Here is a 25,024-nt window from a genome sequence, read left to right on the forward strand (position 1 = left end):
AAAATGTGACAAGGAGAAAAATATGTCTCTTCAAAAACTAGAAAATAACAGAAACAAAACTGTAGTCCAAGAAGAAGTTCAAATCTTGACAGATTTACTTGAAGATATCACGAAAAATATGCTTCCTGCTGAGACTTTTGACAAGATTATGCAGTTGAAGAAGCTATCATCAAATCTAGACTATCAAGGACTAGATAAGGTAGTGAGAAGCCTTTCAAATGATGAAATGGTCTACATCTCTAGATATTTCTCTATTTTACCACTTTTGATTAACATCTCCGAAGACGTAGACTTAGCTTATGAGATTAACCATCTAAACAATATTGATCAAGATTATCTTGGTAAATTGTCAACAACCATTGAAATGGTTGCTGAAAAAGAAAATGCGGCTGAAATTCTTGAACATCTGAACGTGGTGCCAGTATTAACAGCCCATCCAACTCAGGTTCAACGTAAGAGTATGCTGGACTTGACTAATCATATCCATACTCTCTTGCGTAAATACCGTGACGTGAGAATGGGGCTTATTAACAAAGAAAAATGGCATAATGATCTTCGTCGCTACATTGAGATTATCATGCAGACGGATATGATTCGTGAGAAGAAACTAAAAGTAACGAATGAAATCACAAATGTGATGGAATATTACAATAGTTCTTTCCTACAAGCTGTACCAAATCTAATGTTAGAGTATAAGCGTCTTGCAAAAGAGCAGGGAATTGACCTAAAACAAGCAAAACCTATCACCATGGGAATGTGGATTGGTGGAGACCGTGATGGCAATCCATTTGTAACTGCTGAGACACTCATGCGTTCTGCTACCATTCAAAGTGAAGTGATCTTAAACTACTACATCAGTAAGATTTCTAGTCTCTACCGTACTTTCTCTCTTTCTACTAATTTATCTAAGACAAGTAAGGCTGTTGAAGAAATGGCAGCTCAATCTCAAGATACTTCAGTTTTCCGCGAGAAAGAACCTTATCGTCGGGCTTTTCACTTTATTCAATCAAAATTAATTCAAACTCTTTTAAATTTGAAAGAGTGGGCTCTTGTCGGCTCATCAGCAGATGAACGCCATCACATTGAACGACTCTTTGGAACTCAAGGACATCAACAAGGAGTGATTACTGACTATATTAGTAATCGTCTCTCAGGAGCCATTCAAGAATTGGCTGAAGATCGCCCTCCTTACTACGAAACAATTGAAGAATTTAAACAAGACTTAGCTATCATTAAAGATTCATTGCTTGAAAATAAGGCAGAAGCTTTGCTTACTGGAGAGTTTGCCGAGCTTTTGGAGGCTGTTGAAGTCTTTGGTTTCTTCTTGGCATCTATCGATATGCGCCAAGACTCAAGTGTTCATGAAGCCTGTGTTGCTGAATTGTTAGCATCTGCTGGAATTAATGATCATTATAGCGATCTTTCAGAAGATGAGAAGTGCGAGTTGCTTTTACATGAACTATTAGAAGACCCTCGAATCTTGTCAGCTACTCATGCTGAAAAATCTGAACTTCTTGAAAAAGAATTAGCCATTTTCCAAACTGCACGTGAATTAAAAGATCGTTTGGGAGAAGACGTCATTCGTCAAACGATTATTTCTCATGCAACCAGCGTGTCTGATATGTTAGAATTGGCGATTATGCTGAAAGAAGTCGGTCTTGTAGATGCTGAAAAAGCACGTGTTCAAATCGTGCCTCTCTTTGAAACAATTGAGGATTTGGATCATTCCGAAGAGACTATGAGAAAGTATTTCTCTTTACCGCTTGCTAAGAAGTGGATTGCTTCAAAAGATAATTATCAAGAAATTATGCTAGGTTACTCTGATAGTAACAAGGATGGTGGTTATCTATCATCTTGTTGGACTCTATACAAAGCTCAACAACAATTAACTGCTATCGGTGATGAATTTGGAGTCAAAGTAACCTTCTTCCACGGTCGTGGTGGTACTGTTGGTCGTGGTGGTGGCCCTACTTATGACGCCATTGCTTCTCAACCGCTCAAGTCAATTAAAGACCGTATTCGATTAACTGAACAAGGTGAAGTTATCGGAAATAAATACGGAAACAAGGATGCAGCTTACTATAACTTGGAAATGTTGGTATCAGCGGCTATCAACCGTATGATTACACAGAAGAAGAGTGATACTAATACATCAAATCGCTATGAGGCGATCATGGACCAAGTAGTCAGTCGTAGCTATGATATCTACCGTGAACTAGTATTTGGAAATGATCATTTCTACGATTATTTCTTTGAATCTAGTCCAATCAAGAATATCTCAAGCTTTAATATTGGTTCTCGTCCAGCAGCACGTAAAACAATCACTGAAATTGGTGGTCTACGTGCCATTCCTTGGGTATTCTCATGGTCACAAAGTCGTGTCATGTTCCCAGGTTGGTATGGTGTTGGTTCAAGCTTCAAGGAATTTATTGATCAAGATCCAAAAAATATTGAATACCTTCGTGACATGTATCAAAATTGGCCATTCTTCCAGTCGCTCCTATCAAACGTTGACATGGTTCTATCAAAATCAAATATGAATATTGCTTTTGAATATGCTAAACTTTGTGAAAGTGAAGAAGTACAAGCAATCTACTATACTATTTTGGATGAATGGCAATTGACTAAGAATGTTATCCTGGCTATCGAAGGTCATGAAGAACTCTTGGCAGAAAACACTTATTTGAAAGATAGTCTGAATTACCGCATGCCTTATTTCAATGTTCTTAACTATATTCAGTTAGAGTTGATTAAGCGTCAACGTCGCGGAGAGTTGTCCTCACATGAGGAAAGATTGATTCATACGACTATTAACGGAATTGCTACAGGATTACGTAATTCAGGTTAATACTAGAAATATTTTCCAAAAACCGTAGGAATTTTCATAATTTTTTAAAATAATTCATGAAAATCCTTGACAAGTTTTAGTAAAATGATATAATTTAAGCATTCAGAAAGTAATCATCGAATTTTTTTAGCGAGTCTGTGGTTGGTGGAAACAGATAGAAGAAGATGATGAAATTGGGCTGGATGTTATTAAGAATTTGAAATCATAAGAATTCGGTGAGCACACCTTATAGTGCAACTCGTGAAGCGAGTAAGAGCGATAGGAATAATTCCTATAATTGAGGTGGCACCGCGCATCGACGTCCTCACACAAGTTTTTTGTGTGAGGACTTTTTCTATGGGGAGGAAAAAATGATGGAAATCAAACGATGGCGACGCTTGGTAAAGTTATAATGAAAGTGTAATGAACATTACTAAGTTTAAGTGAAATAAGGAGAAATAGATATGAATAAACGTTTAATTGGTATTATTGCAGCACTAGCACTTGTAGTTGGAGGAAGCTTGGTCTACTCTAACTTAACTAAACAAGAAACTAAAACTGAGACAGCTAACAAAACAGCTAAGGTTGGTGTTCTACAGTTCGTCAGTCACCCATCGCTTGACTTGATCTACCAAGGTATCCAAGATGGGCTTGCTGAAGAAGGCTACAAAGGCGACCAAGTTAAAATCGACTTTATGAACTCAGAAGGTGACCAAAGTAAGGTTGCCACAATGAGTAAACAATTGGTGTCAAATGGAAATGATGTTGTTGTCGGAATTGCGACACCTGCAGCTCAGGGGCTAGCAAGTGCAACAAAAGATCTTCCTGTTATCATGGCAGCTATTACAGACCCAGTTGGAGCTAACCTTGTACAAAACTTGGAAAAACCAGGTGGAAACATCACAGGGGTATCTGACCATAACCCTGCTCAACAACAGGTTGAATTGATTAAAACATTGACTCCTGATGTCAAGACAGTTGGAGCTCTTTACTCAAGTAGCGAAGATAACTCAAAATCACAAGTCGAAGAGTTCAAAGCTTACGCAGAAAAAGCTGGTTTGAAAGTAGAGACTTTTGCAGTTCCTTCAACTAACGAAATTGCTTCAACAGTTAATGTTATGACTGGTAAAGTAGATGCAATCTGGGTTCCAATTGACAACACAATCGCATCTGCGTTCTCAACTGTAGTATCAAGTAACCAAACAGCTAAAAAACCAATCTACCCAAGCGCAACTGCAATGGTAGAGGCAGGTGGTTTGGCATCAGTCGTTGTGGACCAACACGATCTTGGTGTGGCTACTGGTAAGATGATTGCCAAAGTCTTGAAGGGTGAAAAACCTGCAGATACTCCAGTTAATGTCTTCTCAACTGGTAAATCAGTTATCAATAAAAAAGTGGTTCAAGAACTTGGAATCACTGTACCTGAATCAGTTCTTAAAGAAGCTGGTCAAGTAATCGAATAAGAATGAAGGAGGAGTTGGAGACATCTCCTCCAATTTTTAAAAGAAGGAAATGAATGTAACATGATAGTATCGATTATTTCACAAGGATTTGTTTGGGCTATTCTAGGTTTGGGAATCTTTATGACCTTTCGAATCCTCAACTTTCCAGATATGACAACCGAGGGTTCCTTCCCACTAGGAGGAGCGGTAGCAGTAACTCTAATTACACAAGGTGTCAATCCTTTTCTTGCTACCTTAGTAGCTGTTGGAGCAGGCTGTCTTGCAGGTTTAGCGACTGGTCTTCTTTACACGAAAGGAAAGATTCCAACACTCTTGTCTGGTATTTTGGTGATGACTTCTTGCCATTCTATCATGCTCATGATTATGGGACGGGCAAACCTTGGGCTCTTAGGAACTAAACAAATCCAGGACGTTCTTCCTTTCTCATCTGAGGTTAATCAATTATTTACAGGTTTGATTTTTGTGACTTTGGTTATCCTTCTTATGCTTTTCTTCCTAGATACTAAATTGGGACAAGCTTATATCGCAACAGGAGATAATCCAGATATGGCTCGTAGTTTTGGTATCAATACTGGACGTATGGAGTTGATGGGCTTGGTCTTGTCAAATGGTGTGATCGCACTTGCTGGCGCTCTTATCGCTCAACAAGAAGGCTATGCAGATGTTTCTCGTGGTATCGGGGTTATCGTAGTTGGTCTTGCAAGCTTAATTATCGGTGAAGTACTCTTTAAGAGTCTTACATTAGCAGAACGTCTGGTTACTATTGTTGTTGGTTCTATTAGTTACCAATTCTTGGTATGGGGAGTCATTGCTCTTGGCTTTAATACTAGCTACCTCCGTCTATACAGTGCTCTTATCCTAGCAACTTGTCTAGTCATTCCAACCCTTAAGGATAAATACTTGAAAGGAGTCAAGTTAAGCAAATGACAGCGATTGTAGAATTAAAAAATGCCACAAAAATTGTGAAAAATGGATTTGATGAAGAAAAGATTATCCTAAACGATGTTTCGCTAGATATTTATGAACATGACTTCATCACAATCTTGGGTGGAAATGGAGCGGGAAAATCAACACTCTTTAATAGTATTGCAGGAACTTTGCCCTTGACTAGTGGGACTATTCGTATTATGGGTGAGGATGTGACTCATTTTAGCCCTGAAAAACGTGCCAAGTACCTTTCTCGTGTCTTTCAGGATCCTAAGATGGGAACTGCCCCTCGTATGACGGTTGCAGAAAATCTCTTAATTGCTAAGTTTCGTGGTGAAAAACGTGGACTTTTTCCGAGAAGACTCTCAGCTTACAAGGAAGAATTTCAAACAACCATTGAGAAAGTCGGAAATGGTCTAGAAAAACACTTGGATACACCGATTGAATTCTTGTCAGGTGGACAAAGACAGGCCTTGAGCCTCTTGATGGCAACCTTGAAACGTCCTGAACTCCTTTTGTTGGATGAACATACGGCAGCCCTTGACCCTAAAACAAGTGTGTCCTTGATGGAATTGACAGATGACTTTGTCAGCAAGGACCATCTAACAGCATTAATGATTACCCACCATATGGAAGATGCTCTCAAGTATGGAAATCGTCTCATTGTCATGAAAGAAGGACGTATCATCCAAGATTTAAACAAGGATGAAAAAGCCAAGATGAAGATTTCAGATTACTATCAGTTGTTTGAATAAGATTTCTCATTTACAAAAAACTTAGAGATAAAATTTTACCTCTAAGTTTTTTTGTTGAAGCAAATAGAGATTTTTTTATTTATATATTTTTTAATTTTAGGTAAATGTGTAATTTCCTAAAATTTTACTCTCGAAACTGCCTATTTTCTATGAAATAGAAGCATGTAAAAGGTATGAAATGGTTTACTTTTTTTCAGAAATAAAGTATACTATAAAGGAAACTGTGATAAAATGGAGGTATTGTCTATGGTTGACAAGAGAGTCATCGAAGAAATCAAAAGCAATACCAATATTGTCGAAATCATAGGAGAAGTGATTTCTTTACAAAAATCTGGACGGAACTTTTTGGGGCTCTGTCCTTTTCATGGTGAAAAGACCCCTTCCTTTAACGTGGTCGAAGATAAGCAATTTTACCACTGTTTTGGTTGTGGTCGTTCCGGAGACGTCTTTAAGTTTATAGAAGAGTATCAACAAGTAACTTTTGCGGATGCGGTAAGGATGTTGGGCGAACGACTCGGAATGCACCTTGAAGCTCCCGTACATAACTCTGTCCCACACACGTCACCCCATCAAAATCTCTACGATATGCATGACAAGGCTGCACGCTTTTATCATGCAATCCTCATGACGACTAAAATGGGTGAGGAGGCGAGAAACTATCTCTATAAACGTGGCTTGACTGATGATGTCATTAAACACTTTATGATTGGTCTAGCTCCAGCAGAACGCTCTTATCTTTATCAGCGTTTAGCAGACGATTATAGTGAGAAGGACTTGCTGGATTCAGGTCTATTTTATCTATCGGAAAGTAACCAATTTTTTGATACTTTCCATAACCGGATTATATTTCCACTCTCAAACGACCAAGGAAAGGTAATTGCTTTCTCTGGACGGATTTGGCAAGAGACAGATTCTCAAACTGCCAAGTATAAAAATAGTCGAGCGACGGCGATTTTTAACAAGAGTTACGAATTATATCATTTGGATAGGGTAAAAAAAGGCTCAGGTAAAGCTCCTGAAATTTATCTGATGGAAGGCTTTATGGATGTTATTGCAGCCTACCGTGCTGGTATTGAAAATGCAGTAGCTTCCATGGGAACGGCCTTGACTGCGGAACACGTCGAACATCTCAAACGCTTTACAAAAAAAGTGATTATCACTTATGACGGTGATAAGGCAGGACAAGCTGCAACTGCTAAAGCTTTGGATGAGCTTAAAGATCTACCTGTACAAGTTGTCCAGATTCCTGATGCAATGGATCCTGATGAGTATTTACAAAAGAATTCTCCAGATGATTTGGCTTATCTTTTATCCAATACTAGAATCAGTCCGATTGAGTTTTACATTCATCATTACAAACCAAGTAATAGTGAAAATCTTCAAGCACAGATTGATTTTATCGAGAAAATTGCACCTCTTATCGTCAAAGAACCTTCTATCACAGCCCAGAACACCTATATTCATTTGTTGACGGATCATTTACCATCTTTTGATTATCAACAAGTTGAGCACATTATCAACGAAAGTCGTGTCAGACAAAGACAAGAAAAAGTGAAGCAGGTTGTTAATCCGACACCAATTACTATGTCGGTTTCTAAACAATTGACGGCAGTCATGAGAGCTGAAGCACATATTCTTTATCGTATGATGGAGCACCCCCTTGTGTTGAATGATTATCGTTTGAGAGATGATTTTGTATTTGAAACTCCAGAGTTTCAGACCTTGTATGGACTCTTGATTGATAATGGTTCGATTTCTTCTGAAGACTTGGCAAATCAGACTAGAGAAGTGGAAAATGCTTGGTACCAAGTGTTAGCCTTGGATCTACCTTCTGAAATGTCTCCAGAAGAATTAAAGGAAGTGGAGGAGTCTCGTAATCGTGCTCTTTTGAATCAACAAAACTTGCAAATTAAAAAGAAAGTTCAGGAAGCTAGTCATGTAGGCGACACAGATGCTGCTTTAGAAGAGCTTGAACGCTTAATTGCCCAAAAAAGAAGAATGGAGTAAGAATGGCAAAAAAACAAAAAGAAGTAACAACTTTTGATGTCCAAGTTGCAGAATTTATTCGTAACCATAAGAAAACTGGTACTGCGACAGATGATGAAATTAACAATGTCCTTGTAATTCCTTTTGCTCTTGATGTAGAAGGTATTGAGAATCTTTTGCAACGAATTCAAGATGCAGGTATTGCAATCACTGATAACGAAGGAAATCCGAGTGAACGTGTTTTAAGTACAGAGGAAGAACCAGAACTTAGCGATGAAGACTTAATTGGTTCAACATCTGCCAAAGTCAATGACCCTGTTCGTATGTACTTGAAGGAAATCGGTGTTGTACCTCTTCTTACTAACGAAGAAGAAAAAGAATTAGCTCTTGCTGTTGAAGCAGGCGATGTTGAAGCTAAGCAACGTCTAGCAGAAGCTAACCTTCGTTTGGTTGTGTCTATCGCGAAACGCTATGTTGGACGTGGCATGCAATTCCTTGACTTAATCCAAGAGGGTAACATGGGGCTTATGAAAGCCGTTGATAAATTTGACTACTCTAAAGGGTTCAAATTCTCAACTTATGCAACTTGGTGGATCCGTCAGGCTATTACACGTGCCATTGCTGACCAAGCTCGTACCATCCGTATCCCGGTTCACATGGTGGAAACTATCAACAAGCTTGTTCGTGAACAACGTAATCTTCTTCAAGAGTTGGGACAAGACCCTACTCCTGAGCAAATTGCTGAACGAATGGATATGACGCCTGATAAGGTTCGTGAAATCCTTAAGATTGCTCAAGAACCAGTTTCTCTAGAAACGCCTATTGGTGAAGAAGATGATAGCCATCTTGGTGACTTTATCGAAGATGAAGTGATTGAAAATCCAGTTGATTACACAACTCGCATCGTCTTGCGCGAGCAGTTGGATGAAGTTTTGGATACTCTTACAGATCGTGAAGAAAATGTTCTTCGTCTTCGTTTTGGTCTCGATGATGGTAAAATGCGTACTCTAGAAGATGTTGGTAAAGTCTTCAATGTCACTCGTGAGCGTATTCGTCAGATTGAGGCAAAAGCATTGAGAAAACTTCGCCAGCCTAGTCGTAGTAAACCACTTCGTGACTTTATCGAAGATTAAAATTGGAGGATTACACATGGCTTATACAGAAGAGCAAATTGAAACTATCAAAACGAAAATCTTATCTGCATTAGAAGAAGTTATCGACCCAGAATTAGGAATCGATATCGTCAACCTAGGTCTGATTTATGAGATTCGATTTGATGGTGATACCGGTGATACTGAGATTGATATGACCTTAACGACTATGGGTTGTCCATTAGCAGACCTCTTGACAGATCAAATTTATGATGCTATGACAGATGTACCAGAAGTTACTAACGTTGAAGTGAAATTAGTTTGGTATCCAGCTTGGACGGTTGAAAAAATGAGTCGCTATGCACGTATCGCTTTAGGTATTAAATAGAATGATATAAAAAAGAAATAGTATAAGTGTTAGGAAATTCCCTAGCTTTTATGCTATCTCTTTTTTAATTTGCTGATTTTCTTTCAATAAAATGATATAATGGATAGTATGGAAAAAGAGAAATTACGCATCAACATGCTAAGTTCGAGTGAAAAGGTAGCAGGACAAGGTGTTTCTGGAGCTTACCGTGAACTTGTGCAACTTTTGAAACGTGATGCGAAAGACCAACTAATTGTAACGGAGAATCTTCCTGTAGAAGCTGATGTTACTCATTTTCATACAATCGACCTTCCTTATTATCTGTCAACTTTTCAAAAGAAGCGTTCAGGTCGTAGGATTGGTTATGTCCACTTCTTGCCTGACACCTTAGAAGGTAGTTTGAAGATTCCATTCTTTCTAAAAGGGATTGTTAAGCGCTATGTGTTTTCTTTTTATGACCGTATGGAACACTTGGTCGTGGTTAATCCTACTTTTATCGAAGATTTGGTTGCAGCTGGTATTCCTCGTGAAAAAGTGACCTATATCCCTAACTTTGTTAACAAAGAAAAATGGCACCCACTTTCTGCAGAAAAAGTAAGTCAACTTCGACAAGATATGGGGTTGAGTGACAATCAATTTGTAGTAGTAGGAGCTGGGCAGGTTCAGAAACGTAAGGGAATCGATGATTTCATCACTCTTGCTGAGGAACTACCGGACATCACCTTTATTTGGGCTGGAGGTTTCTCATTTGGTGGGATAACCGATGGTTATGAACGTTATAAAAAAATCATGGATAATCCACCAGAGAATCTGATTTTCCCTGGAATTGTTGAGCCAGAACGGATGAGAGAACTCTATGCTTTGGCAGATTTGTTCTTACTTCCTAGCTATAACGAGCTCTTTCCGATGACCATTCTAGAAGCTGCGAGTTGTGAAGCTCCCATTATGCTTCGGGACTTAGATCTTTATAAGGTGATTCTAGAAGGCAATTACAGACCAACCACCGATGTGGAAGAGATGAAACACGCTATTATGGAATATAGAGAGCATCCAGAAGATTTGAAAGAGTTAAAAGAAAAGGCCAAGGCTATTTCAAGAGAATACTCAGAGGAGCATCTCCTTGAAATATGGCTAAAATTCTATCGGGAGCAAGCGGCTTTAGGAAAAAAATGAGGTAGTATATGCGAATTGGATTATTTACAGATACTTATTTCCCACAGGTTTCGGGTGTTGCAACCAGTATTCGAACCTTAAAAACAGAGCTTGAAAAGCAAGGGCATGCAGTCTTTATCTTCACGACAACCGATAAGGATGTCAATCGTTATGAAGACTGGCAGATTATCCGTATTCCTAGTGTTCCTTTCTTTGCCTTTAAAGACCGTCGTTTCGCTTACCGTGGATTTACGAAAGCTCTTGAGATTGCTAAACAATACAAACTCGATATCATTCATACCCAAACTGAGTTTTCTCTTGGTTTATTGGGGATTTGGATTGCTCGAGAACTGAAAATTCCAGTCATTCATACATATCATACCCAGTACGAGGATTATGTTCACTATATTGCTAAGGGAATGTTGATTCGTCCAAGTATGGTCAAATATCTTGTTCGAGGTTTTTTGCATGATGTTGATGGGGTTATTTGCCCGAGTGAAATTGTACGCGACCTTTTATCTGACTATAAGGTAAAAGTTGAAAAGCGTGTCATTCCTACTGGAATTGAACTTGCCAAATTTGAACGCCCTGAGATTGGTCCTGAACACATTAGTGACTTAAGGGATAAACTAGGGATCCAACAAGACGAAAAGATGCTTCTAAGTCTTTCTCGAGTTTCTTACGAGAAGAATATTCAAGCAGTTCTTAAAGCTTTACCAGATGTCCTAAAAGAAGAACCAAATGTTAAACTGGTTGTAGCTGGAGATGGACCTTATTTAGACAACCTTAAGGAGCAAGCAGAAGATTTAAAAATTCGAGATTCTGTTATCTTTACAGGTATGATTCCGCCAAATGAGACGGCACTCTATTATAAGGCAGCTGATTTCTTCATATCGGCTTCTACAAGTGAGACTCAGGGATTGACTTATCTGGAAAGTTTAGCTAGTAAGACACCTGTTATTGCCCATGGTAATCCTTATTTGGATAATCTCATCAATGATAAAATGTTTGGAACCCTTTATTATGAGGAAAGGGACTTGGCAGGAGCGATTCTTGAGGCTTTACTTGCTACACCGTCAATGGATGAAAAACACTTGGCTGAAAAATTGTATGAAATTTCAGCTGAGAATTTTGCTAAGAGAGTGCATGAATTCTATCTAGATGTTATTATTTCAAATAATTTTGAAAAAGAATTGACTGCAGATGAACCTGTTACGAAACGTATTTTAAAGACGGTATTTTATATACCGCAACAAGCAGTGTCTATGCCGGTCAAGGGTTCAAGACGTATGTTGAAAGCTTCTAGAAAACAGTTGAGTCATTTAAGAAAATATTTGAACGACTAATCGAATCAAAGAAAGGAAATAAAAAAAATGAAAAAGAAATTTATGAGAAGTGGTAGAGATCAAAAAATCGGTGGTGTATGCGCTGGTTTAGCTAATTATTTTGATATTGACCCTACAATTGTACGTGTGATTTGGGGAGTTCTAGCTTTCTGTTATGGTGCTGGACTTATTGCTTACTTAATTTTGTGGGCAATCGCTCCTGTATCTGATGAATATTAAGATTAGAGTATTATAGTAAAGGAGAAAAAATGGCATTTGGTGATAATGGGAAACGTAAAAAAACTTTCTTTGAAAAACTAACGATGTTTGTCGTATTAATCATGTTATTTGTAACCTTAGCAGGTATCTTTGCTACAGCTATCGGTGTATTTAGCAGATTTTAAAATGCTAGATTTTCTAGCAAGTAGTAATAGTTGGTGACTGGGATTTCCCAGCCCTTTTTAAAGTGAGAAGAGAATATGAGTATGTTTTTAGACACAGCCAAGATTAAAGTAAAGGCTGGTAATGGTGGCGATGGCATGGTTGCCTTTCGTCGTGAAAAATACGTCCCTAATGGTGGACCATGGGGCGGTGATGGAGGACGTGGTGGTAACGTTGTTTTCGTTGTAGACGAAGGGTTACGTACCCTTATGGACTTCCGTTACAATCGTCATTTCAAGGCCCAATCAGGTGAAAAAGGGATGACAAAAGGAATGCATGGCCGAGGTGCAGAAGACTTGATTGTCCGTGTACCTCAAGGGACAACCGTGCGTGATGCGGAGACTGGAAAAGTTCTCACTGATTTGATAGAGAACGGACAAGAGTTCATCGTGGCTCACGGTGGTCGTGGTGGTCGAGGTAATATTCGTTTTGCAACACCTAAAAATCCTGCGCCCGAAATCTCAGAAAACGGAGAACCTGGTCAAGAACGTGAATTACAGTTAGAACTTAAAATCCTTGCGGATGTAGGTTTAGTTGGTTTCCCATCTGTAGGTAAATCAACACTCCTTAGCGTGATTACCTCTGCTAAGCCAAAAATTGGTGCCTACCACTTTACGACAATTGTGCCAAATCTTGGTATGGTCCGTACCCAGTCCGGTGAATCCTTTGCCGTTGCAGACCTTCCTGGATTGATTGAAGGTGCTAGCCAAGGTGTTGGACTAGGAACTCAGTTCCTTCGCCATATCGAGCGTACTCGCGTTATCCTGCATATCATTGACATGTCAGCTAGCGAAGGACGTGATCCTTACGAGGACTATCTAGCAATCAACAAGGAACTTGAATCTTATAACCTTCGTCTTATGGAGCGTCCACAGATTATTGTTGCTAATAAAATGGATATGCCTGAGAGTCAGGAAAACCTTGAAGAATTCAAGAAAAAATTGGCTGCTAATTATGATGAATTTGAAGAATTACCGCCAATCTTTCCAATTTCAGGTTTGACTAAGCAAGGTCTTGCACCTCTATTAGATGCAACGGCTGAGCTTCTTGATAAAACGCCAGAATTCCTTCTTTATGACGAATCAGAAATGGAAGAAGAAGCATATTACGGCTTCGATGAAGAAGAAAAACCATTTGAGATTGGTCGTGACGATGATGCAACTTGGGTTCTTTCAGGTGAAAAACTCATGAAACTCTTTAATATGACTAACTTTGACCGTGATGAGTCTGTCATGAAATTTGCGCGTCAGTTGCGTGGTATGGGAGTTGATGAAGCTCTTCGTGCTCGTGGTGCTAAGGACGGCGACCTTGTCCGTATTGGAAAATTTGAGTTTGAATTTGTAGACTAGGAGATAGCTATGGGTGATAAACCAATATCTTTCCGAGATGCTGATGGAAATTTTGTTTCTGCAGCAGACGTCTGGAATGAAAAGAAATTAGAAGAACTTTTTAATCGCCTCAATCCCAATCGTTCATTGAGACTTGCGAGAATGAAGAAACAAGCCGAAGAAAAAAAATAAGAGTAAAAGAACCCGTGATATTTTTATCACGGGTTTTCTGATTAACGAACTACTTTTGATAAGGAATTTCGAGACTAGACTGAGCAAGGTCTACAGTTAATTGATAGTCAGTATTGTCACGGACAGTAATTTCAAAGTCAGTAGTATAAAGAACAAGTCGGAGAGCATCGCCTTCTTTTAGTTTATAAATAGTTGGCTGTAATTCAAATTGGAATTCCATCCATTCATCTGGTTTAACTTCTTCAATTTTTAATAAATCATGACGATTTTGAAGATTGAGATAGCCTTTGGTGATAACACGTTGAGCATTTGGAGTAAATGGTAGCTCGCAAAGGTTTTCCAGCATATGGTAACGACCATTATCAATAGTACGAGCAGCCAAGACTCCAGGATAAGGTTGAAGGTATTTCTTTTGACCAAGTTCGAGAAGTTGAGCAGAGAGAAGACCTTTATTGGTACTTGACTTGAGACGAAGGTTTAGTTTAACACGACCATTGATATGAAGATCTTCAGTCACTGGAAGATCAATGGTAATCTGATTCACCTTACCTTGATAAAGTTCATTGTTAAAGGTTTGGTAAGTCTTTCCAAATCGTTCGAAGTCAGAATCTTGGTAATGATTTTCAATGACAGCTTCCTCAGTACCTAAAGAGAAAGTTTTATGGTCAGTTTGATTTCCAAAATCTTCAAGTGACAGCCAAGTTTGAGGAGCAGTATTGTCTTGCCAAACGACACTTGAAAGTTGGTAGTTAGTGCTTTGACCCAATAATTTCTGTGTCAAAAGGGCATTCATGGATTCACGGAAATCAATAGACTGCCAGTTGTTCATATAAACATGAGCGCCGTTATGGTAAAAGAGATGTTTCTTAATATTGCTTGGAAGAGCATTGAACATTTGATAGACATGAAGTGGTTTTACATTCCAGTCTTGCGAACCGTGAGTAAAGACAACTTCAGCCTTAACCTTTTTAGCATTAAGAAGGTAGTTTCTGTCATGCCAAAATTGGTTATAATCTCCAGTTTTACGGTCTAGATTTTTCTTGAGTTCTTCTATGGAAGCTTTATGAGCCTCGTTTCCACGAATAAAGTCACCAGCTAATAGATTACGAGAATAAGTTAATTCATCTAATGAATCGAAGTCCTCTCCAGGATAGCCGCCTGGGCTTGTCACAAGACCATTTTCACGGTAATAGTTGTACCATGATGAGATACCTGCTTCAGCAATAATGACTTCTAAACCATCAACTCCTGTAGTAGCAAGGCCGTTAGACATTGTTCCTAGGTAAGAAAGACCAGTAGTTGCCACTTTACCATTTGACCAATCAGCTTTTACTTGACGTTTACGACTATGATCCGTAAAGGCACGACAACGACCATTTAGCCAATCGATAACATTCTTATAAGCTTCAACTTGACGGTAATCTCCGTTAGTCATCTGACCTTGTGAATCTTTGGTACCAAGACCTGATACGTAGATATTGGCAAAACCTCTTGGAAGGAAGTAGTCGTTAAGTGTGTAGCTGCTATTGATATGAGTGAGTTTTTCTTCAGCTTCAGAAACAAGTTCAGCATCCCCAACTGGTTCAACCAAGTCCAGGGTTGGATTTTCTAACGTAATTTCATGTGGTTCCTTGACTTCTAGTTCGGCTTCCATCTTATAGAGAGCCTTATCGCTTGCTTTGTCATTGGTTCCTTGATGGTATGGACTTGCTGTCATGACAGCTGGAATCTTTCCATTGTATGCTGGACGAATGATATTTACCTTGATGAGGTCAGGTAGACCATCTTTATCAGAATCAACACGAGTCTCTACATAAACTACTTCACGAATGACATTGTTAGTATTGAAGGTTGCCAAACTCTTGCCATTGAAGTAGTGATAGTTATTGTCCTCAGGAATAAGACCATCACTAACTAACTGATCGATAAGGGTGTTCCCTTTTTTAGTGCGTGTATTTAAAAGCTGGTAGAAATTGTCGATTAAATCTCCGTAAACGATCGGAAACGCTGTTTCTTTGTGAAAAGCAAGACCATCTTCAAAGTCTACTAAGTAACTGAATCCAAGCAATTGAAAGGCAACAGTGTAGAAAATTTCTGCTGTCAATTCACGGTCCGAATTGAAGAAAGTGAGTAAATCTGTTTCTTTATCAACTGCTAAAGTAGTAAGGGGATAATCCGTATTTGTGTAATTAAAAAAACAAGTCCTAACAAAAGCTTCAAACTGTTCTTTATGTGAAGCTGAAAGATCAAGCTTGAATCCGAGCTCAGATAATTCTTGTAAAGCTTGTTGGGGTGTAACGGGATAATAACTAAATTGATTAAAACGCATGGATATCTCCTTTTAAAGAATCATTCAAGAGTCATTATATCAAAAAATCATAGAAAATAACAGAAAGAGTAGAGATATGACTTATAGTCAGGTATGATAAGAGAGCTGATACCAAAACAAGGACAATTTTCATTTTTTGAGTATCCTATAAGGATATGCTATACTAGATATATGTTAGATTTGGAGAAATACGGTGTGACCATATGGGAAGAGGAGAAAATTCTCTCTTTCCGTCAAAAACTTTTAGCTTGGTATGATGAAAATAAGCGGGACCTACCTTGGAGAAGGACTAAAAATCCATACCATATCTGGGTATCTGAAATCATGTTGCAGCAGACCAGAGTTGATACAGTTATTCCCTATTATGAACGTTTTTTAGAAAGCTTTCCAACTGTAGAGACTTTAGCAAATGCACCTGAAGAACGTTTATTAAAGGTTTGGGAAGGTCTTGGATATTATTCGCGTGTTCGCAATATGCAAACTGCAGCTCAGCAGATTATGAATGAATTAAATGGAGAATTTCCTTCAACTTACGAAGGTATTTCAAGCTTGAAAGGGATAGGTCCCTATACAGCCGGAGCTATTTCAAGTATTGCCTTTAATCTACCACAACCAGCAGTTGATGGGAATGTCATGCGTGTTTTGGCTCGTTTATTTGAAGTCAATCACGACATTGGTAATCCAAGTAATCGCAAGATATTTCAAGCTATGATGGAAATTTTGATTGATCCAGAACGTCCAGGTGATTTCAATCAAGCCTTGATGGATTTGGGTTCAGATATTGAGGCACCCGTTAATCCGAAGCCAGAAGATAGTCCAGTTAAAGATTTTAGTGCTGCCTATAAAAATGGAACAATGGATTGCTATCCGATTAAAGCGGCAAAGAAAAAGCCAGTTCCCGTCTATCTTAATGCTTTAGTTGTTCAAAATGCTAAAGGACAGTTTTTACTAGAAAAGAATGAAAGTGAAAAGTTACTTGCTGGATTTTGGCATTTTCCCTTGATTGAGGTAGATGAATTTTCGAAAAATGAAGAACTAAATCTCTTTAATCAGGTAGCTGAACCATCTATTCAACTTGGGCCATCACCGCAAGAAAGTTTTGAGCAGGATTATGATTTAGAAGTTGAGTGGCAGGATAGTCATTTCGAAGAAGTCAAACATATCTTTAGCCATCGAAAGTGGCATGTACGAATCCTATCCGGGCAAGTAGTTGATAGCAAAGAATATTGTGATAAAGAGGTAGTTTGGTTAACTCCTGAAGATTTTGACCTCTACCCACTAGCAAAACCTCAACAAAAAATTTGGCAAGAGTATTCAAAAAGATGCTGACCACTAGTCTTGCGTGTCTTCTTTGCAATTTTTTGGTATAATTGATACAAGGAAAAAGGTGACTATATGAAAAAAATATTGATTGTAGATGATGAAAAACCAATCTCAGATATTATTAAGTTTAATATGACCAAGGAAGGCTATGAAGTTGTTACAGCCTTTAATGGACGTGAAGCGATTGAATTGTTTGAGGCTGAGAAACCAGATATTATTATCTTGGATTTGATGCTTCCAGAAATTGATGGTCTTGAAGTGGCTAAAACAATTCGCAAGACAAGTAGTGTTCCAATTATCATGCTTTCAGCAAAAGATAGTGAGTTTGACAAGGTTATTGGTCTTGAACTTGGTGCAGATGATTATGTGACCAAGCCATTTTCAAACCGTGAGCTACAAGCGCGTGTTAAGGCTCTTCTTCGTCGTACGGAGTTAGTTGCAGTTGACAACCAAGAGGAAGATACTAAATTGCAAAGTCTTCAAATTAGAGATTTAGAGATTCTTCCAGATGCTTATGTAGCCAAAAAATATGGAGAAGAATTGGACTTAACTCACAGAGAGTTTGAGTTGTTGCATCACTTAGCTTCTCATCTTGGTCAAGTTATTACCCGTGAACACCTCCTTGAGACTGTTTGGGGTTATGATTATTTTGGTGATGTTCGTACTGTCGATGTTACCATTAGACGTCTACGTGAGAAGATTGAAGACACACCAAGTAGACCTGAATATATCTTAACTCGTCGTGGTGTGGGTTATTATATGAGAAATAATGATTGATATAATTAAACAAACAATTTTAACCAGAGATTTCGTCTTTGTACTCATATTACTTGGTTTCATCATGCTTGTTAGCTTTCTCTTGCTTGAAGGCCGTAGAGATAATATTCGACTCAAACAGTTAAATCAAAAGATTAAAGATTTAATTGCTGGTGATTATTCTCAGGTATTAGATATGCAGGGGAATACTGAAATAACCAATATTACCAATAATCTAAATGATTTGTCTGAAGTTATTCGTCTAACTCAAGAAAACCTTGAGCAGGAAAGTAAAAGATTGCATAGTATCCTATCATACATGACTGATGGGGTTCTTGCAACCAATCGTCGTGGTCAAATCACTATGATTAACGATATGGCTAAAAGACAACTTGGGGTTGAAAGTGATGACGCGCTCAATCAAAACATTTTAGAGTTGCTCAAGATTGAAGATGAGTATGAACTCAGAGACTTGATTACTCAAAGTCCTGAAATGATGATTTATTCCCAAAATGTAAATGGGGAGTATATTAGTTTGCGTGTGCGTTTTGCCTTGATTCGTAGAGAATCTGGCTTTATCTCTGGTTTGGTAGCAGTTCTACATGATACGACTGAACAAGAGAAGGAAGAGCGCGAGAGAAGGCTTTTCGTTTCCAACGTTAGTCATGAATTGCGAACTCCATTGACCAGTGTCAAATCTTACCTAGAGGCCTTGGATGAGGGTGCATTATATGAACCTGTTGCTCCTGATTTTATCAAAGTATCTTTAGATGAGACCAACCGTATGATGCGAATGGTAACGGACCTCTTGCATCTTTCGCGTATTGATAATGCAACCAGTCATCTAGATGTTGAGTTGATTAACTTTACAGCATTTATCACTTTTATTCTCAATCGTTTTGATAAGATGAGAAGCCAAGATGAGGACAAGAAGTATGAATTAGTCAGAGACTACCCTATTAATTCTGTTTGGATTGAAATTGATACAGACAAGATGACTCAGGTAATCGATAATATTCTAAATAATGCTATCAAGTATTCTCCTGATGGTGGGAAAATTACGGTTAGCATGAAAACCACTGATGACCAGATGATTTTATCAATTTCGGACCAAGGACTTGGGATTCCTAAAGAAGATTTACCGAAGATTTTTGACCGTTTCTATAGGGTTGATAAGGCTAGAAGTCGTGCCCAAGGTGGGACTGGTTTAGGTCTTGCGATAGCAAAAGAAATCATCAAGCAACACAATGGATTTATCTGGGCCAAGAGTGAATACGGGAAGGGTTCTACCTTTACCATTGTTCTTCCTTATGATAATGATGCTGTAAAAGAAGAAGTATGGGAGGATGAAGTAGAAGACTAGAATGAGTGAAACAGGCTTTAAATATAGTATTTTAGCATCGGGTTCTAGTGGAAATTCCTTTTATCTAGAAACCCCTAAGAAAAAGATTTTAGTGGATGCCGGTTTATCTGGTAAAAAAATTACAAGCTTATTAGGTGAAATCAATCGTAAACCAGAAGATTTAGATGCTATTTTGATTACGCATGAGCATGCTGACCATATACATGGTGTTGGAGTTTTAGCTCGTAAGTATGGCATGGATCTTTACGCCAATGAAAAGACCTGGCAGGCTATGGAAAATAGTAAGTATCTAGGTAAAGTAGACTCTTCTCAAAAGCATATCTTTGAAATGGGGAAAACTAAAACATTTGGAGATATCGATATTGAGAGTTTTGGAGTTAGCCATGATGCAGTTGCTCCCCAATTCTATCGTTTTATGAAGGATGACAAGAGCTTTGTTATGCTGACGGATACAGGCTATGTTAGTGACCGTATGGCTGGCATTGTCGAGAATGCAGATGGCTATCTGATAGAGTCAAATCATGATGTTGAAATCCTGAGAGCTGGATCTTATGCATGGCGACTCAAGCAGCGGATTCTGTCAGACCTTGGTCACCTCTCAAATGAAGATGGAGCAGACGCCATGATTCGCACACTAGGTAATCGTACCAAGAAGATTTACCTAGGACATCTATCTAAAGAGAATAATATCAAGGAGCTAGCCCACATGACCATGGTCAATCAGTTAGCTCAAGCAGATCTAGGAGTAGGAGTGGATTTTCAAGTTTACGATACATCTCCAGACACTGCAACTCCTTTAACGGATATATAAAAAGGAACACCTATTGGTGTTCTTTTTACTGAATCTTAGTTTTTAATTTATGCTATAATAAATTCATAAGCAATCATAATGGAGAAATATAAATTGAAAAAGACTTGGACGTTTGTAGATTACTATGACACAACCATAATATTATTGGCATTGATATCTGTTGTGCTGGTTATTTTTGGATTTATGGATGTTATAGATTTGGATAATCCGCCTTACAATATTATTGATTTAATGATTTGGATAGTGTTTATAGTAGACTATCTATGGCGTTTCTTTACTAGTAAAGAAAAATTTCGTTTCATTATTGATAATATTTTTGATTTATTAGCAATTCTTCCATTAAATGCTATTTTTACAGTTTTCCGTTTGGGACGCATTTTTCGTTTAGCAAAATTAACAAAATTAGTTAAACTTACAAGATTATTAAGAATAATTGGTTTAAGTGGAAAATTAGAAAGAAAAGCTAGTAGATTACTACGAACGAATGGCTTGCTTTATATCTTATATGTCAATGTATTTATTGTATTTGTTGGAAGCTCAATCTTATCAGTTGTAGAGGAGAAAGCTTTTTCAGACAGTCTTTGGTGGGCTATTGTTACAGTAACAACTGTTGGTTATGGTGATATAGTCCCAAGTTCAATATTTGGGAAATGGTTAGCAATAATCTTAATGCTAGTGGGAATTGGAACGATTGGGATGCTGACTAGCGCCTTAACTAATTTTTTTGTTAAAGAAAATTCTAATGAAGAATCCAAATTAGATGAACTACAGAATGAATTAGTTATGCAAAGGCGTTTAGTCGAGAAGCAGGCTGAAAGGATTGAAGAACTTCATAAAATGGTACAAGAATTGCTTAAAAAGTAATAATTTAGAAAACACAAAAACCACTCAAACGAGTGGTTTTTACAATCCAGCAAATTCTTTGATTTCTTGAGCTGACATAGAAGAATCACAACGGACCTTAATCTCTCCATTTTCAACATGAACAAAACCTGGTACAGTTGGGATTTCGTAACGTGATCGGAAGTCTTGCAATGCATCTAGTTGACTTGGTTCTTCACTATTGATGAAATAGATGTGTGCTTTGGTTTCAGCTACCACACCAGCCAAAGTGCCAGCAAATTTACGGCAGTAAGGGCAAGTTTTGCGGCCGATAAAGAATGTAGCAGTTTCTTTTTTATCAAGAGTTTCTTGCGCACGCGCAACAGTTGTAACTTCAAGATCTTTAATATTTTCTAAAAATTGTTCCATGAGTTTTCCTCGCTTTCTTTTAAATCTAGTATGCCATAAAGTCTTTAAAAATGCTTAGATTTGATACGAAAAAAGATGAGATTGGTTGATCTCATCTTTTAATTGTTTATTTTACAAAGGCATTGATTTCAGCTTCGATATTAGCAATCTTAGATTGTGAATCTTCGTTGCTTTCTCCAACAACGGCAATGTAGAACTTGATTTTTGGTTCAGTACCGGAAGGACGAACTGCAATCCATGAACCATCAGCAAGTGTGTATTTCAAGACATCACTTGGAGGAGTAGTCAAGGCTGTTACAGTACCGTCAGCATCAGTAGCTGTTTGAGTTTTGAAGTCTTCTACGACTGTAATAGCTGTTGCGTTCCATTCTTTAGGCCCGTTTTCACGGAATTTAGCCATAATCGCTTTGATTTGTTCAGCACCATCGACACCTGAAAGGGTAACAGAGATTGTCTTCTCAGCATAGTAGCCATACTCTTTGTAGATTTCTTCGATACCGTCAGCAAGTGTCAAACCGCGTGAACGGTAGTAGGCAGCAAGTTCAGCAACTACAAGGACTGCTTGGATGGCATCTTTATCACGCACGAATGGTTTAATCAAGTAACCGAAGCTTTCTTCAAATCCCATCATGTAAGTGTGATTGTGTTTTTCTTCGAATTCTTGAATTTTTTCAGCGATAAATTTGAAACCAGTCAAAACGTTGAACATAGTTGCGCCGTAGCTTTCAGCAATCTTCGTTACCAAGTCAGTTGAAACGATAGATTTACATAGGGCTGCATTTTCAGGAAGAGTTCCAGCATTTTTATGAGCTTCCAAGATGTATTTAGCCATGATAGCACCGATTTTATTCCCTGAAAGGTTAAGGTAGCTACCATCTTTTTGAAGGACTTCAACACCGACACGGTCAGCATCAGGGTCAGTTGCCACAAGAACATCTGCACCAACTTGACGACCAAGTTCTTCAGCAAGAGCAAAGGCTGCTTGACTTTCTGGGTTTGGTGATTTAACAGTAGAGAAGTCTGGATCTGGAGTTGCTTGAGCTTCCACGACTTGAACTGAATCAAATCCTGCTTGTGCAAGAGCACGGCGAGCCAACATTTCACCAGTACCGTGAAGAGGAGTGTAGACAATCTTCATGTCTTTACCAAATTCTTCAATCAAGGCTGTGTTGATGTTTACATCTTTAACTTCTTTGAGGTATTCTGCATCGACTGCTTCACCAATAACTTCGATTAAACCTGAAGCTTTTTCGGCTTCCACATCAGCAACTTCAACTGCAAATGGATTTTCAATAGCACGAATATAAGTTGTCAAAGCGTCCGCATCATGTGGAGGCATTTGACCACCATCTTCTCCGTAAACCTTGTAACCATTGAATGGAGCAGGGTTGTGGCTAGCCGTAATCATGATACCTGCAAAGCAGTTGAGGTGACGAACAGCAAATGAAAGTTCTGGAGTTGGACGGAGACTTTCAAAGACATATGATTTAATACCGTGTTTAGCAAGAACTGCTGCTGATTCAAAGGCAAATTCTGGAGAGAAGTGACGGCTATCATAAGCGATGGCAACACCACGTTCTTTTTCGTTTCCACCTTTTGATTCGATCAAACGAGCCAACCCCTCTGTTGCTTGACGAACAACATAGATGTTAATACGGTTTGTACCCGCACCAATTAATCCGCGCATACCTGCAGTACCAAATTCAAGATTTGTGTAGAAGGCATCTTCTTTAGTTTTTTCATCCATGTTTTCCAAATCACGACGAAGGTAATCTGGTAGGTCAGCGAAATCAACCCATTTTTGGTAGTTTTCTTGGTAAGTCATAAGATATCTCCTTTAATATATAATCTAATCGCCTTCATTATACCACGATTTAAAGTTTTAGTAAAACGTTAGCGTGGCTCAGTTCTTTGAATTTAAGTTTCATTTTAATCATAGAATGAGTAGATATTTATTATATTTAAAAATTTACAATATTTTTAAAAGCGATTTCCTGTTTCTGGTTTGAAAATTTTTGACTGTATGGTACAATATAATAAATAAAAAAAGGAGATTTTCTATTATGAAAAAAGTTCTTAAGCATTCTGCTTTAGTTTTGACTGCTTTAGCATTGGTAGCTTGTGGAAATAGTAAGAAAGCAAGTGATAATGGTACTGCATCTAACTCAAACTTTGAAGTTTCTGTTAAAGACGGTATGTATGTCCTTCCTAAAGATGAAGATTCAAATTCACACTATCTTGCTCTTCAAGTTGAGATTAAAAACAATCGTGATAAACAGTTTAGCTTTACTAGCCAAGATATTGCACTTTATAACGAAAAAGACGAAAAAGTTGAACCGATTCAAATTTATGAGTCAGACAGTAAAACAAAATTTATGTCATACGGAGATAGTCTCTCTAAAGGCAAGAGTGTTGCTGGTTATGTAGTTTATGAAGTTAATAAAGATTCTAAATATGAACTTCACTTTGCACCGAGCTTTTACGATGATGTAAAAGAAAATAAAAAAGGTAAAAATGACGTAGCTATCAAGGTTGATCCAAGTCAATACGAAGATACTATTGATGAAGCTAAAGAAGCTATGAAAAATTATGTTGATGCTGTTTACCTAGATGGTGAAAACACTGGTGGTGCATCAAACGTAAGCTTTACTAATGATAAAACTCAAATCGTTGCACTTGAAGATAAAAAGTCAGATGATAAGAAATCAGACGATAAGAAATCTGACGACAAGAAGTCAGATGATAAAAAATCTTCAAGCTCTTCTGACCTTATTACAAACGATGTGAAGGCTGACAGAGAAGAATTTATCAAGAAATTTATTGAGTCATTCGGTAAAGGATTCTACAACTACAAACCATCTGATTCTGAACTTCGTACATTTGCAGAAGCATATATCAAAGCAAATGCAAAACGAGCAAAAGTTGATTACAAAGTTAAAACTTACTTGCCAGACTATGCAGTTATCTATGTAAGACCTGAAACAATCGACTTGGATAACTTGAATGTCCATGAATTGAGCCGTAAATTCTACGACGAAAACAAAGGTAAATACAGCAGCTACTCAGAAGCTATGAAAGCTGGTGAGAAGTACATTTTAGAAAATGCACCAAGTCAATTTGATTCAACTCCTCTTGATACTAGCGATAATATGCAAAAAGAAGGTTACGAAATCAAGATGACTAAGAAAGACGGTAAATGGACAATCGACACATCTTCTAAGAACTATAACTTAAAAGATATGGCACGTACATTCCGTGGTGGTATTGGTTATTAATATCTAAAAGTTCGAGTTTAAAGCTCGAACTTTTTTTATTTGAATTGTTAAAAACAGAAAAA

The 25,024-nt window shown here is 38.0% G+C and carries 22 protein-coding genes and 1 other annotated feature; of the genes, 19 read left to right on the forward strand and 3 right to left on the reverse strand.

Features of this window, described 5'->3' with window-relative positions; genetic code table 11:
- The first annotated feature begins 22 nt into the window (after positions 1–22).
- The 13 genes from ppc to HMPREF2957_RS09165 all read left to right on the forward strand — a co-directional run bounded on the left by ppc (position 23) and on the right by HMPREF2957_RS09165 (position 13,854).
- Positions 23–2,848: a phosphoenolpyruvate carboxylase gene (gene ppc / locus HMPREF2957_RS06145; RefSeq protein ID WP_070678159.1), complete on the forward strand. Its 2,826-nt coding sequence runs from the start codon at positions 23–25 to the stop codon at positions 2,846–2,848.
- Positions 2,849–2,942: 94 nt separating this feature from the next.
- Positions 2,943–3,157, forward strand: a binding site (T-box leader).
- 134 nt (positions 3,158–3,291) lie between these two features.
- Entirely contained in the window at positions 3,292–4,290 is a 999-nt protein-coding gene (gene trpX, locus HMPREF2957_RS06150; protein ID WP_070678161.1) for a tryptophan ABC transporter substrate-binding protein, read from the forward strand.
- A 60-nt stretch (positions 4,291–4,350) separates the two neighbouring features.
- The gene (locus tag HMPREF2957_RS06155) at positions 4,351–5,217 is read left to right on the forward strand and encodes an ABC transporter permease (RefSeq protein WP_036752806.1); all 867 of its coding nucleotides are present in this window, start codon (positions 4,351–4,353) and stop codon (positions 5,215–5,217) included.
- Positions 5,214–5,972, forward strand: coding sequence for an ABC transporter ATP-binding protein (locus HMPREF2957_RS06160; protein WP_070678162.1), 759 nt, complete (start codon positions 5,214–5,216; stop codon positions 5,970–5,972). Before HMPREF2957_RS06155 ends, HMPREF2957_RS06160 begins: the two co-directional genes overlap by 4 nt.
- A 246-nt stretch (positions 5,973–6,218) precedes the next feature.
- Positions 6,219–7,979 (forward strand): DNA primase, encoded by a 1,761-nt coding sequence (gene dnaG / locus HMPREF2957_RS06165; RefSeq protein ID WP_004252672.1) that lies wholly within the window; start codon positions 6,219–6,221, stop codon positions 7,977–7,979.
- A gap of 2 nt (positions 7,980–7,981) precedes the next feature.
- Positions 7,982–9,091: an RNA polymerase sigma factor RpoD gene (gene rpoD, locus HMPREF2957_RS06170; protein WP_004252673.1), complete on the forward strand. Its 1,110-nt coding sequence runs from the start codon at positions 7,982–7,984 to the stop codon at positions 9,089–9,091.
- A 16-nt stretch (positions 9,092–9,107) separates the two neighbouring features.
- Positions 9,108–9,437: a metal-sulfur cluster assembly factor gene (locus HMPREF2957_RS06175; protein ID WP_004252676.1), complete on the forward strand. Its 330-nt coding sequence runs from the start codon at positions 9,108–9,110 to the stop codon at positions 9,435–9,437.
- Between the two features lie 108 nt (positions 9,438–9,545).
- The gene (locus tag HMPREF2957_RS06180) at positions 9,546–10,589 is read left to right on the forward strand and encodes a glycosyltransferase family 4 protein (protein ID WP_186822912.1); all 1,044 of its coding nucleotides are present in this window, start codon (positions 9,546–9,548) and stop codon (positions 10,587–10,589) included.
- A gap of 8 nt (positions 10,590–10,597) precedes the next feature.
- On the forward strand, positions 10,598–11,914 hold the full coding sequence (locus HMPREF2957_RS06185) for a glycosyltransferase family 4 protein (protein WP_070678165.1): 1,317 nt from the start codon (positions 10,598–10,600) through the stop codon (positions 11,912–11,914).
- Positions 11,915–11,941: 27 nt separating this feature from the next.
- Positions 11,942–12,133: a PspC domain-containing protein gene (locus HMPREF2957_RS06190; protein WP_052689745.1), complete on the forward strand. Its 192-nt coding sequence runs from the start codon at positions 11,942–11,944 to the stop codon at positions 12,131–12,133.
- 29 nt (positions 12,134–12,162) lie between these two features.
- Positions 12,163–12,297: a DUF4044 domain-containing protein gene (locus tag HMPREF2957_RS06195; RefSeq protein WP_000863850.1), complete on the forward strand. Its 135-nt coding sequence runs from the start codon at positions 12,163–12,165 to the stop codon at positions 12,295–12,297.
- A gap of 75 nt (positions 12,298–12,372) precedes the next feature.
- On the forward strand, positions 12,373–13,683 hold the full coding sequence (gene obgE, locus HMPREF2957_RS06200; protein WP_033630851.1) for a GTPase ObgE: 1,311 nt from the start codon (positions 12,373–12,375) through the stop codon (positions 13,681–13,683).
- A 9-nt stretch (positions 13,684–13,692) separates the two neighbouring features.
- A complete protein-coding gene (locus tag HMPREF2957_RS09165) occupies positions 13,693–13,854 on the forward strand; it encodes a hypothetical protein (protein ID WP_006148428.1) in 162 nt (53 codons plus the stop codon).
- 49 nt (positions 13,855–13,903) lie between these two features.
- Here HMPREF2957_RS09165 and HMPREF2957_RS06205 read toward each other — a convergent pair whose 3' ends face one another.
- Positions 13,904–16,183: a Xaa-Pro dipeptidyl-peptidase gene (locus tag HMPREF2957_RS06205; RefSeq protein ID WP_070678167.1), complete on the reverse strand. Its 2,280-nt coding sequence runs from the start codon at positions 16,181–16,183 to the stop codon at positions 13,904–13,906.
- Between the two features lie 171 nt (positions 16,184–16,354).
- On the opposite strand from HMPREF2957_RS06205, the gene mutY reads away from it, so the two are divergent.
- The 5 genes from mutY to HMPREF2957_RS06230 all read left to right on the forward strand — a co-directional run bounded on the left by mutY (position 16,355) and on the right by HMPREF2957_RS06230 (position 21,300).
- Entirely contained in the window at positions 16,355–17,512 is a 1,158-nt protein-coding gene (gene mutY, locus HMPREF2957_RS06210) for an A/G-specific adenine glycosylase (RefSeq protein ID WP_004252687.1), read from the forward strand.
- Positions 17,513–17,578: 66 nt separating this feature from the next.
- Positions 17,579–18,283 (forward strand): response regulator YycF, encoded by a 705-nt coding sequence (gene yycF / locus HMPREF2957_RS06215; protein ID WP_004252689.1) that lies wholly within the window; start codon positions 17,579–17,581, stop codon positions 18,281–18,283.
- Positions 18,276–19,625, forward strand: coding sequence for a cell wall metabolism sensor histidine kinase VicK (vicK, locus tag HMPREF2957_RS06220; RefSeq protein ID WP_070678169.1), 1,350 nt, complete (start codon positions 18,276–18,278; stop codon positions 19,623–19,625). The genes yycF and vicK overlap by 8 nt, the downstream gene beginning before the upstream one ends.
- Before the next feature lies 1 nt (position 19,626).
- The gene (locus tag HMPREF2957_RS06225) at positions 19,627–20,436 is read left to right on the forward strand and encodes an MBL fold metallo-hydrolase (RefSeq protein ID WP_004252694.1); all 810 of its coding nucleotides are present in this window, start codon (positions 19,627–19,629) and stop codon (positions 20,434–20,436) included.
- A 93-nt stretch (positions 20,437–20,529) separates the two neighbouring features.
- Complete coding sequence (locus HMPREF2957_RS06230) at positions 20,530–21,300, forward strand: potassium channel family protein (RefSeq protein WP_070678171.1); 771 nt, start codon at positions 20,530–20,532, stop codon at positions 21,298–21,300.
- A 39-nt stretch (positions 21,301–21,339) separates the two neighbouring features.
- On the opposite strand, the gene HMPREF2957_RS06235 is transcribed toward HMPREF2957_RS06230, so the two are convergent.
- Positions 21,340–21,687, reverse strand: coding sequence for a DUF6568 family protein (locus HMPREF2957_RS06235; RefSeq protein ID WP_070678173.1), 348 nt, complete (start codon positions 21,685–21,687; stop codon positions 21,340–21,342).
- A gap of 106 nt (positions 21,688–21,793) precedes the next feature.
- Positions 21,794–23,512, reverse strand: a complete 1,719-nt coding sequence (locus HMPREF2957_RS06240; RefSeq protein ID WP_070678175.1) for a phospho-sugar mutase — start codon at positions 23,510–23,512, stop codon at positions 21,794–21,796.
- A gap of 238 nt (positions 23,513–23,750) precedes the next feature.
- Between HMPREF2957_RS06240 and HMPREF2957_RS06245 the strand changes: the two genes are divergently transcribed.
- The gene (locus HMPREF2957_RS06245; RefSeq protein WP_070678177.1) at positions 23,751–24,962 is read left to right on the forward strand and encodes a DUF5105 domain-containing protein; all 1,212 of its coding nucleotides are present in this window, start codon (positions 23,751–23,753) and stop codon (positions 24,960–24,962) included.
- Positions 24,963–25,024: the final 62 nt, after the last annotated feature.

This window comes from Streptococcus sp. HMSC062D07 (genome assembly GCF_001814215.1).
Classification (GTDB): domain Bacteria; phylum Bacillota; class Bacilli; order Lactobacillales; family Streptococcaceae; genus Streptococcus; species Streptococcus infantis_I.

What these genes read in the sequence shown, in the direction of transcription:
- ppc (WP_070678159.1), top strand. Translation starts at nt 23, where the DNA reads ATGTCTCTTCAAAAACTAGAAAATAACAGAAACAAAACTGTAGTCCAA.
- trpX (WP_070678161.1), top strand. Translation starts at nt 3,292, where the DNA reads ATGAATAAACGTTTAATTGGTATTATTGCAGCACTAGCACTTGTAGTT.
- HMPREF2957_RS06155 (WP_036752806.1), top strand. Translation starts at nt 4,351, where the DNA reads ATGATAGTATCGATTATTTCACAAGGATTTGTTTGGGCTATTCTAGGT.
- HMPREF2957_RS06160 (WP_070678162.1), top strand. Translation starts at nt 5,214, where the DNA reads ATGACAGCGATTGTAGAATTAAAAAATGCCACAAAAATTGTGAAAAAT.
- dnaG (WP_004252672.1), top strand. Translation starts at nt 6,219, where the DNA reads ATGGTTGACAAGAGAGTCATCGAAGAAATCAAAAGCAATACCAATATT.
- rpoD (WP_004252673.1), top strand. Translation starts at nt 7,982, where the DNA reads ATGGCAAAAAAACAAAAAGAAGTAACAACTTTTGATGTCCAAGTTGCA.
- HMPREF2957_RS06175 (WP_004252676.1), top strand. Translation starts at nt 9,108, where the DNA reads ATGGCTTATACAGAAGAGCAAATTGAAACTATCAAAACGAAAATCTTA.
- HMPREF2957_RS06180 (WP_186822912.1), top strand. Translation starts at nt 9,546, where the DNA reads ATGGAAAAAGAGAAATTACGCATCAACATGCTAAGTTCGAGTGAAAAG.
- HMPREF2957_RS06185 (WP_070678165.1), top strand. Translation starts at nt 10,598, where the DNA reads ATGCGAATTGGATTATTTACAGATACTTATTTCCCACAGGTTTCGGGT.
- HMPREF2957_RS06190 (WP_052689745.1), top strand. Translation starts at nt 11,942, where the DNA reads ATGAAAAAGAAATTTATGAGAAGTGGTAGAGATCAAAAAATCGGTGGT.
- HMPREF2957_RS06195 (WP_000863850.1), top strand. Translation starts at nt 12,163, where the DNA reads ATGGCATTTGGTGATAATGGGAAACGTAAAAAAACTTTCTTTGAAAAA.
- obgE (WP_033630851.1), top strand. Translation starts at nt 12,373, where the DNA reads ATGAGTATGTTTTTAGACACAGCCAAGATTAAAGTAAAGGCTGGTAAT.
- HMPREF2957_RS09165 (WP_006148428.1), top strand. Translation starts at nt 13,693, where the DNA reads ATGGGTGATAAACCAATATCTTTCCGAGATGCTGATGGAAATTTTGTT.
- HMPREF2957_RS06205 (WP_070678167.1), bottom strand. Translation starts at nt 16,183, where the DNA reads ATGCGTTTTAATCAATTTAGTTATTATCCCGTTACACCCCAACAAGCT.
- mutY (WP_004252687.1), top strand. Translation starts at nt 16,355, where the DNA reads ATGTTAGATTTGGAGAAATACGGTGTGACCATATGGGAAGAGGAGAAA.
- yycF (WP_004252689.1), top strand. Translation starts at nt 17,579, where the DNA reads ATGAAAAAAATATTGATTGTAGATGATGAAAAACCAATCTCAGATATT.
- vicK (WP_070678169.1), top strand. Translation starts at nt 18,276, where the DNA reads ATGATTGATATAATTAAACAAACAATTTTAACCAGAGATTTCGTCTTT.
- HMPREF2957_RS06225 (WP_004252694.1), top strand. Translation starts at nt 19,627, where the DNA reads ATGAGTGAAACAGGCTTTAAATATAGTATTTTAGCATCGGGTTCTAGT.
- HMPREF2957_RS06235 (WP_070678173.1), bottom strand. Translation starts at nt 21,687, where the DNA reads ATGGAACAATTTTTAGAAAATATTAAAGATCTTGAAGTTACAACTGTT.
- HMPREF2957_RS06240 (WP_070678175.1), bottom strand. Translation starts at nt 23,512, where the DNA reads ATGACTTACCAAGAAAACTACCAAAAATGGGTTGATTTCGCTGACCTA.
- HMPREF2957_RS06245 (WP_070678177.1), top strand. Translation starts at nt 23,751, where the DNA reads ATGAAAAAAGTTCTTAAGCATTCTGCTTTAGTTTTGACTGCTTTAGCA.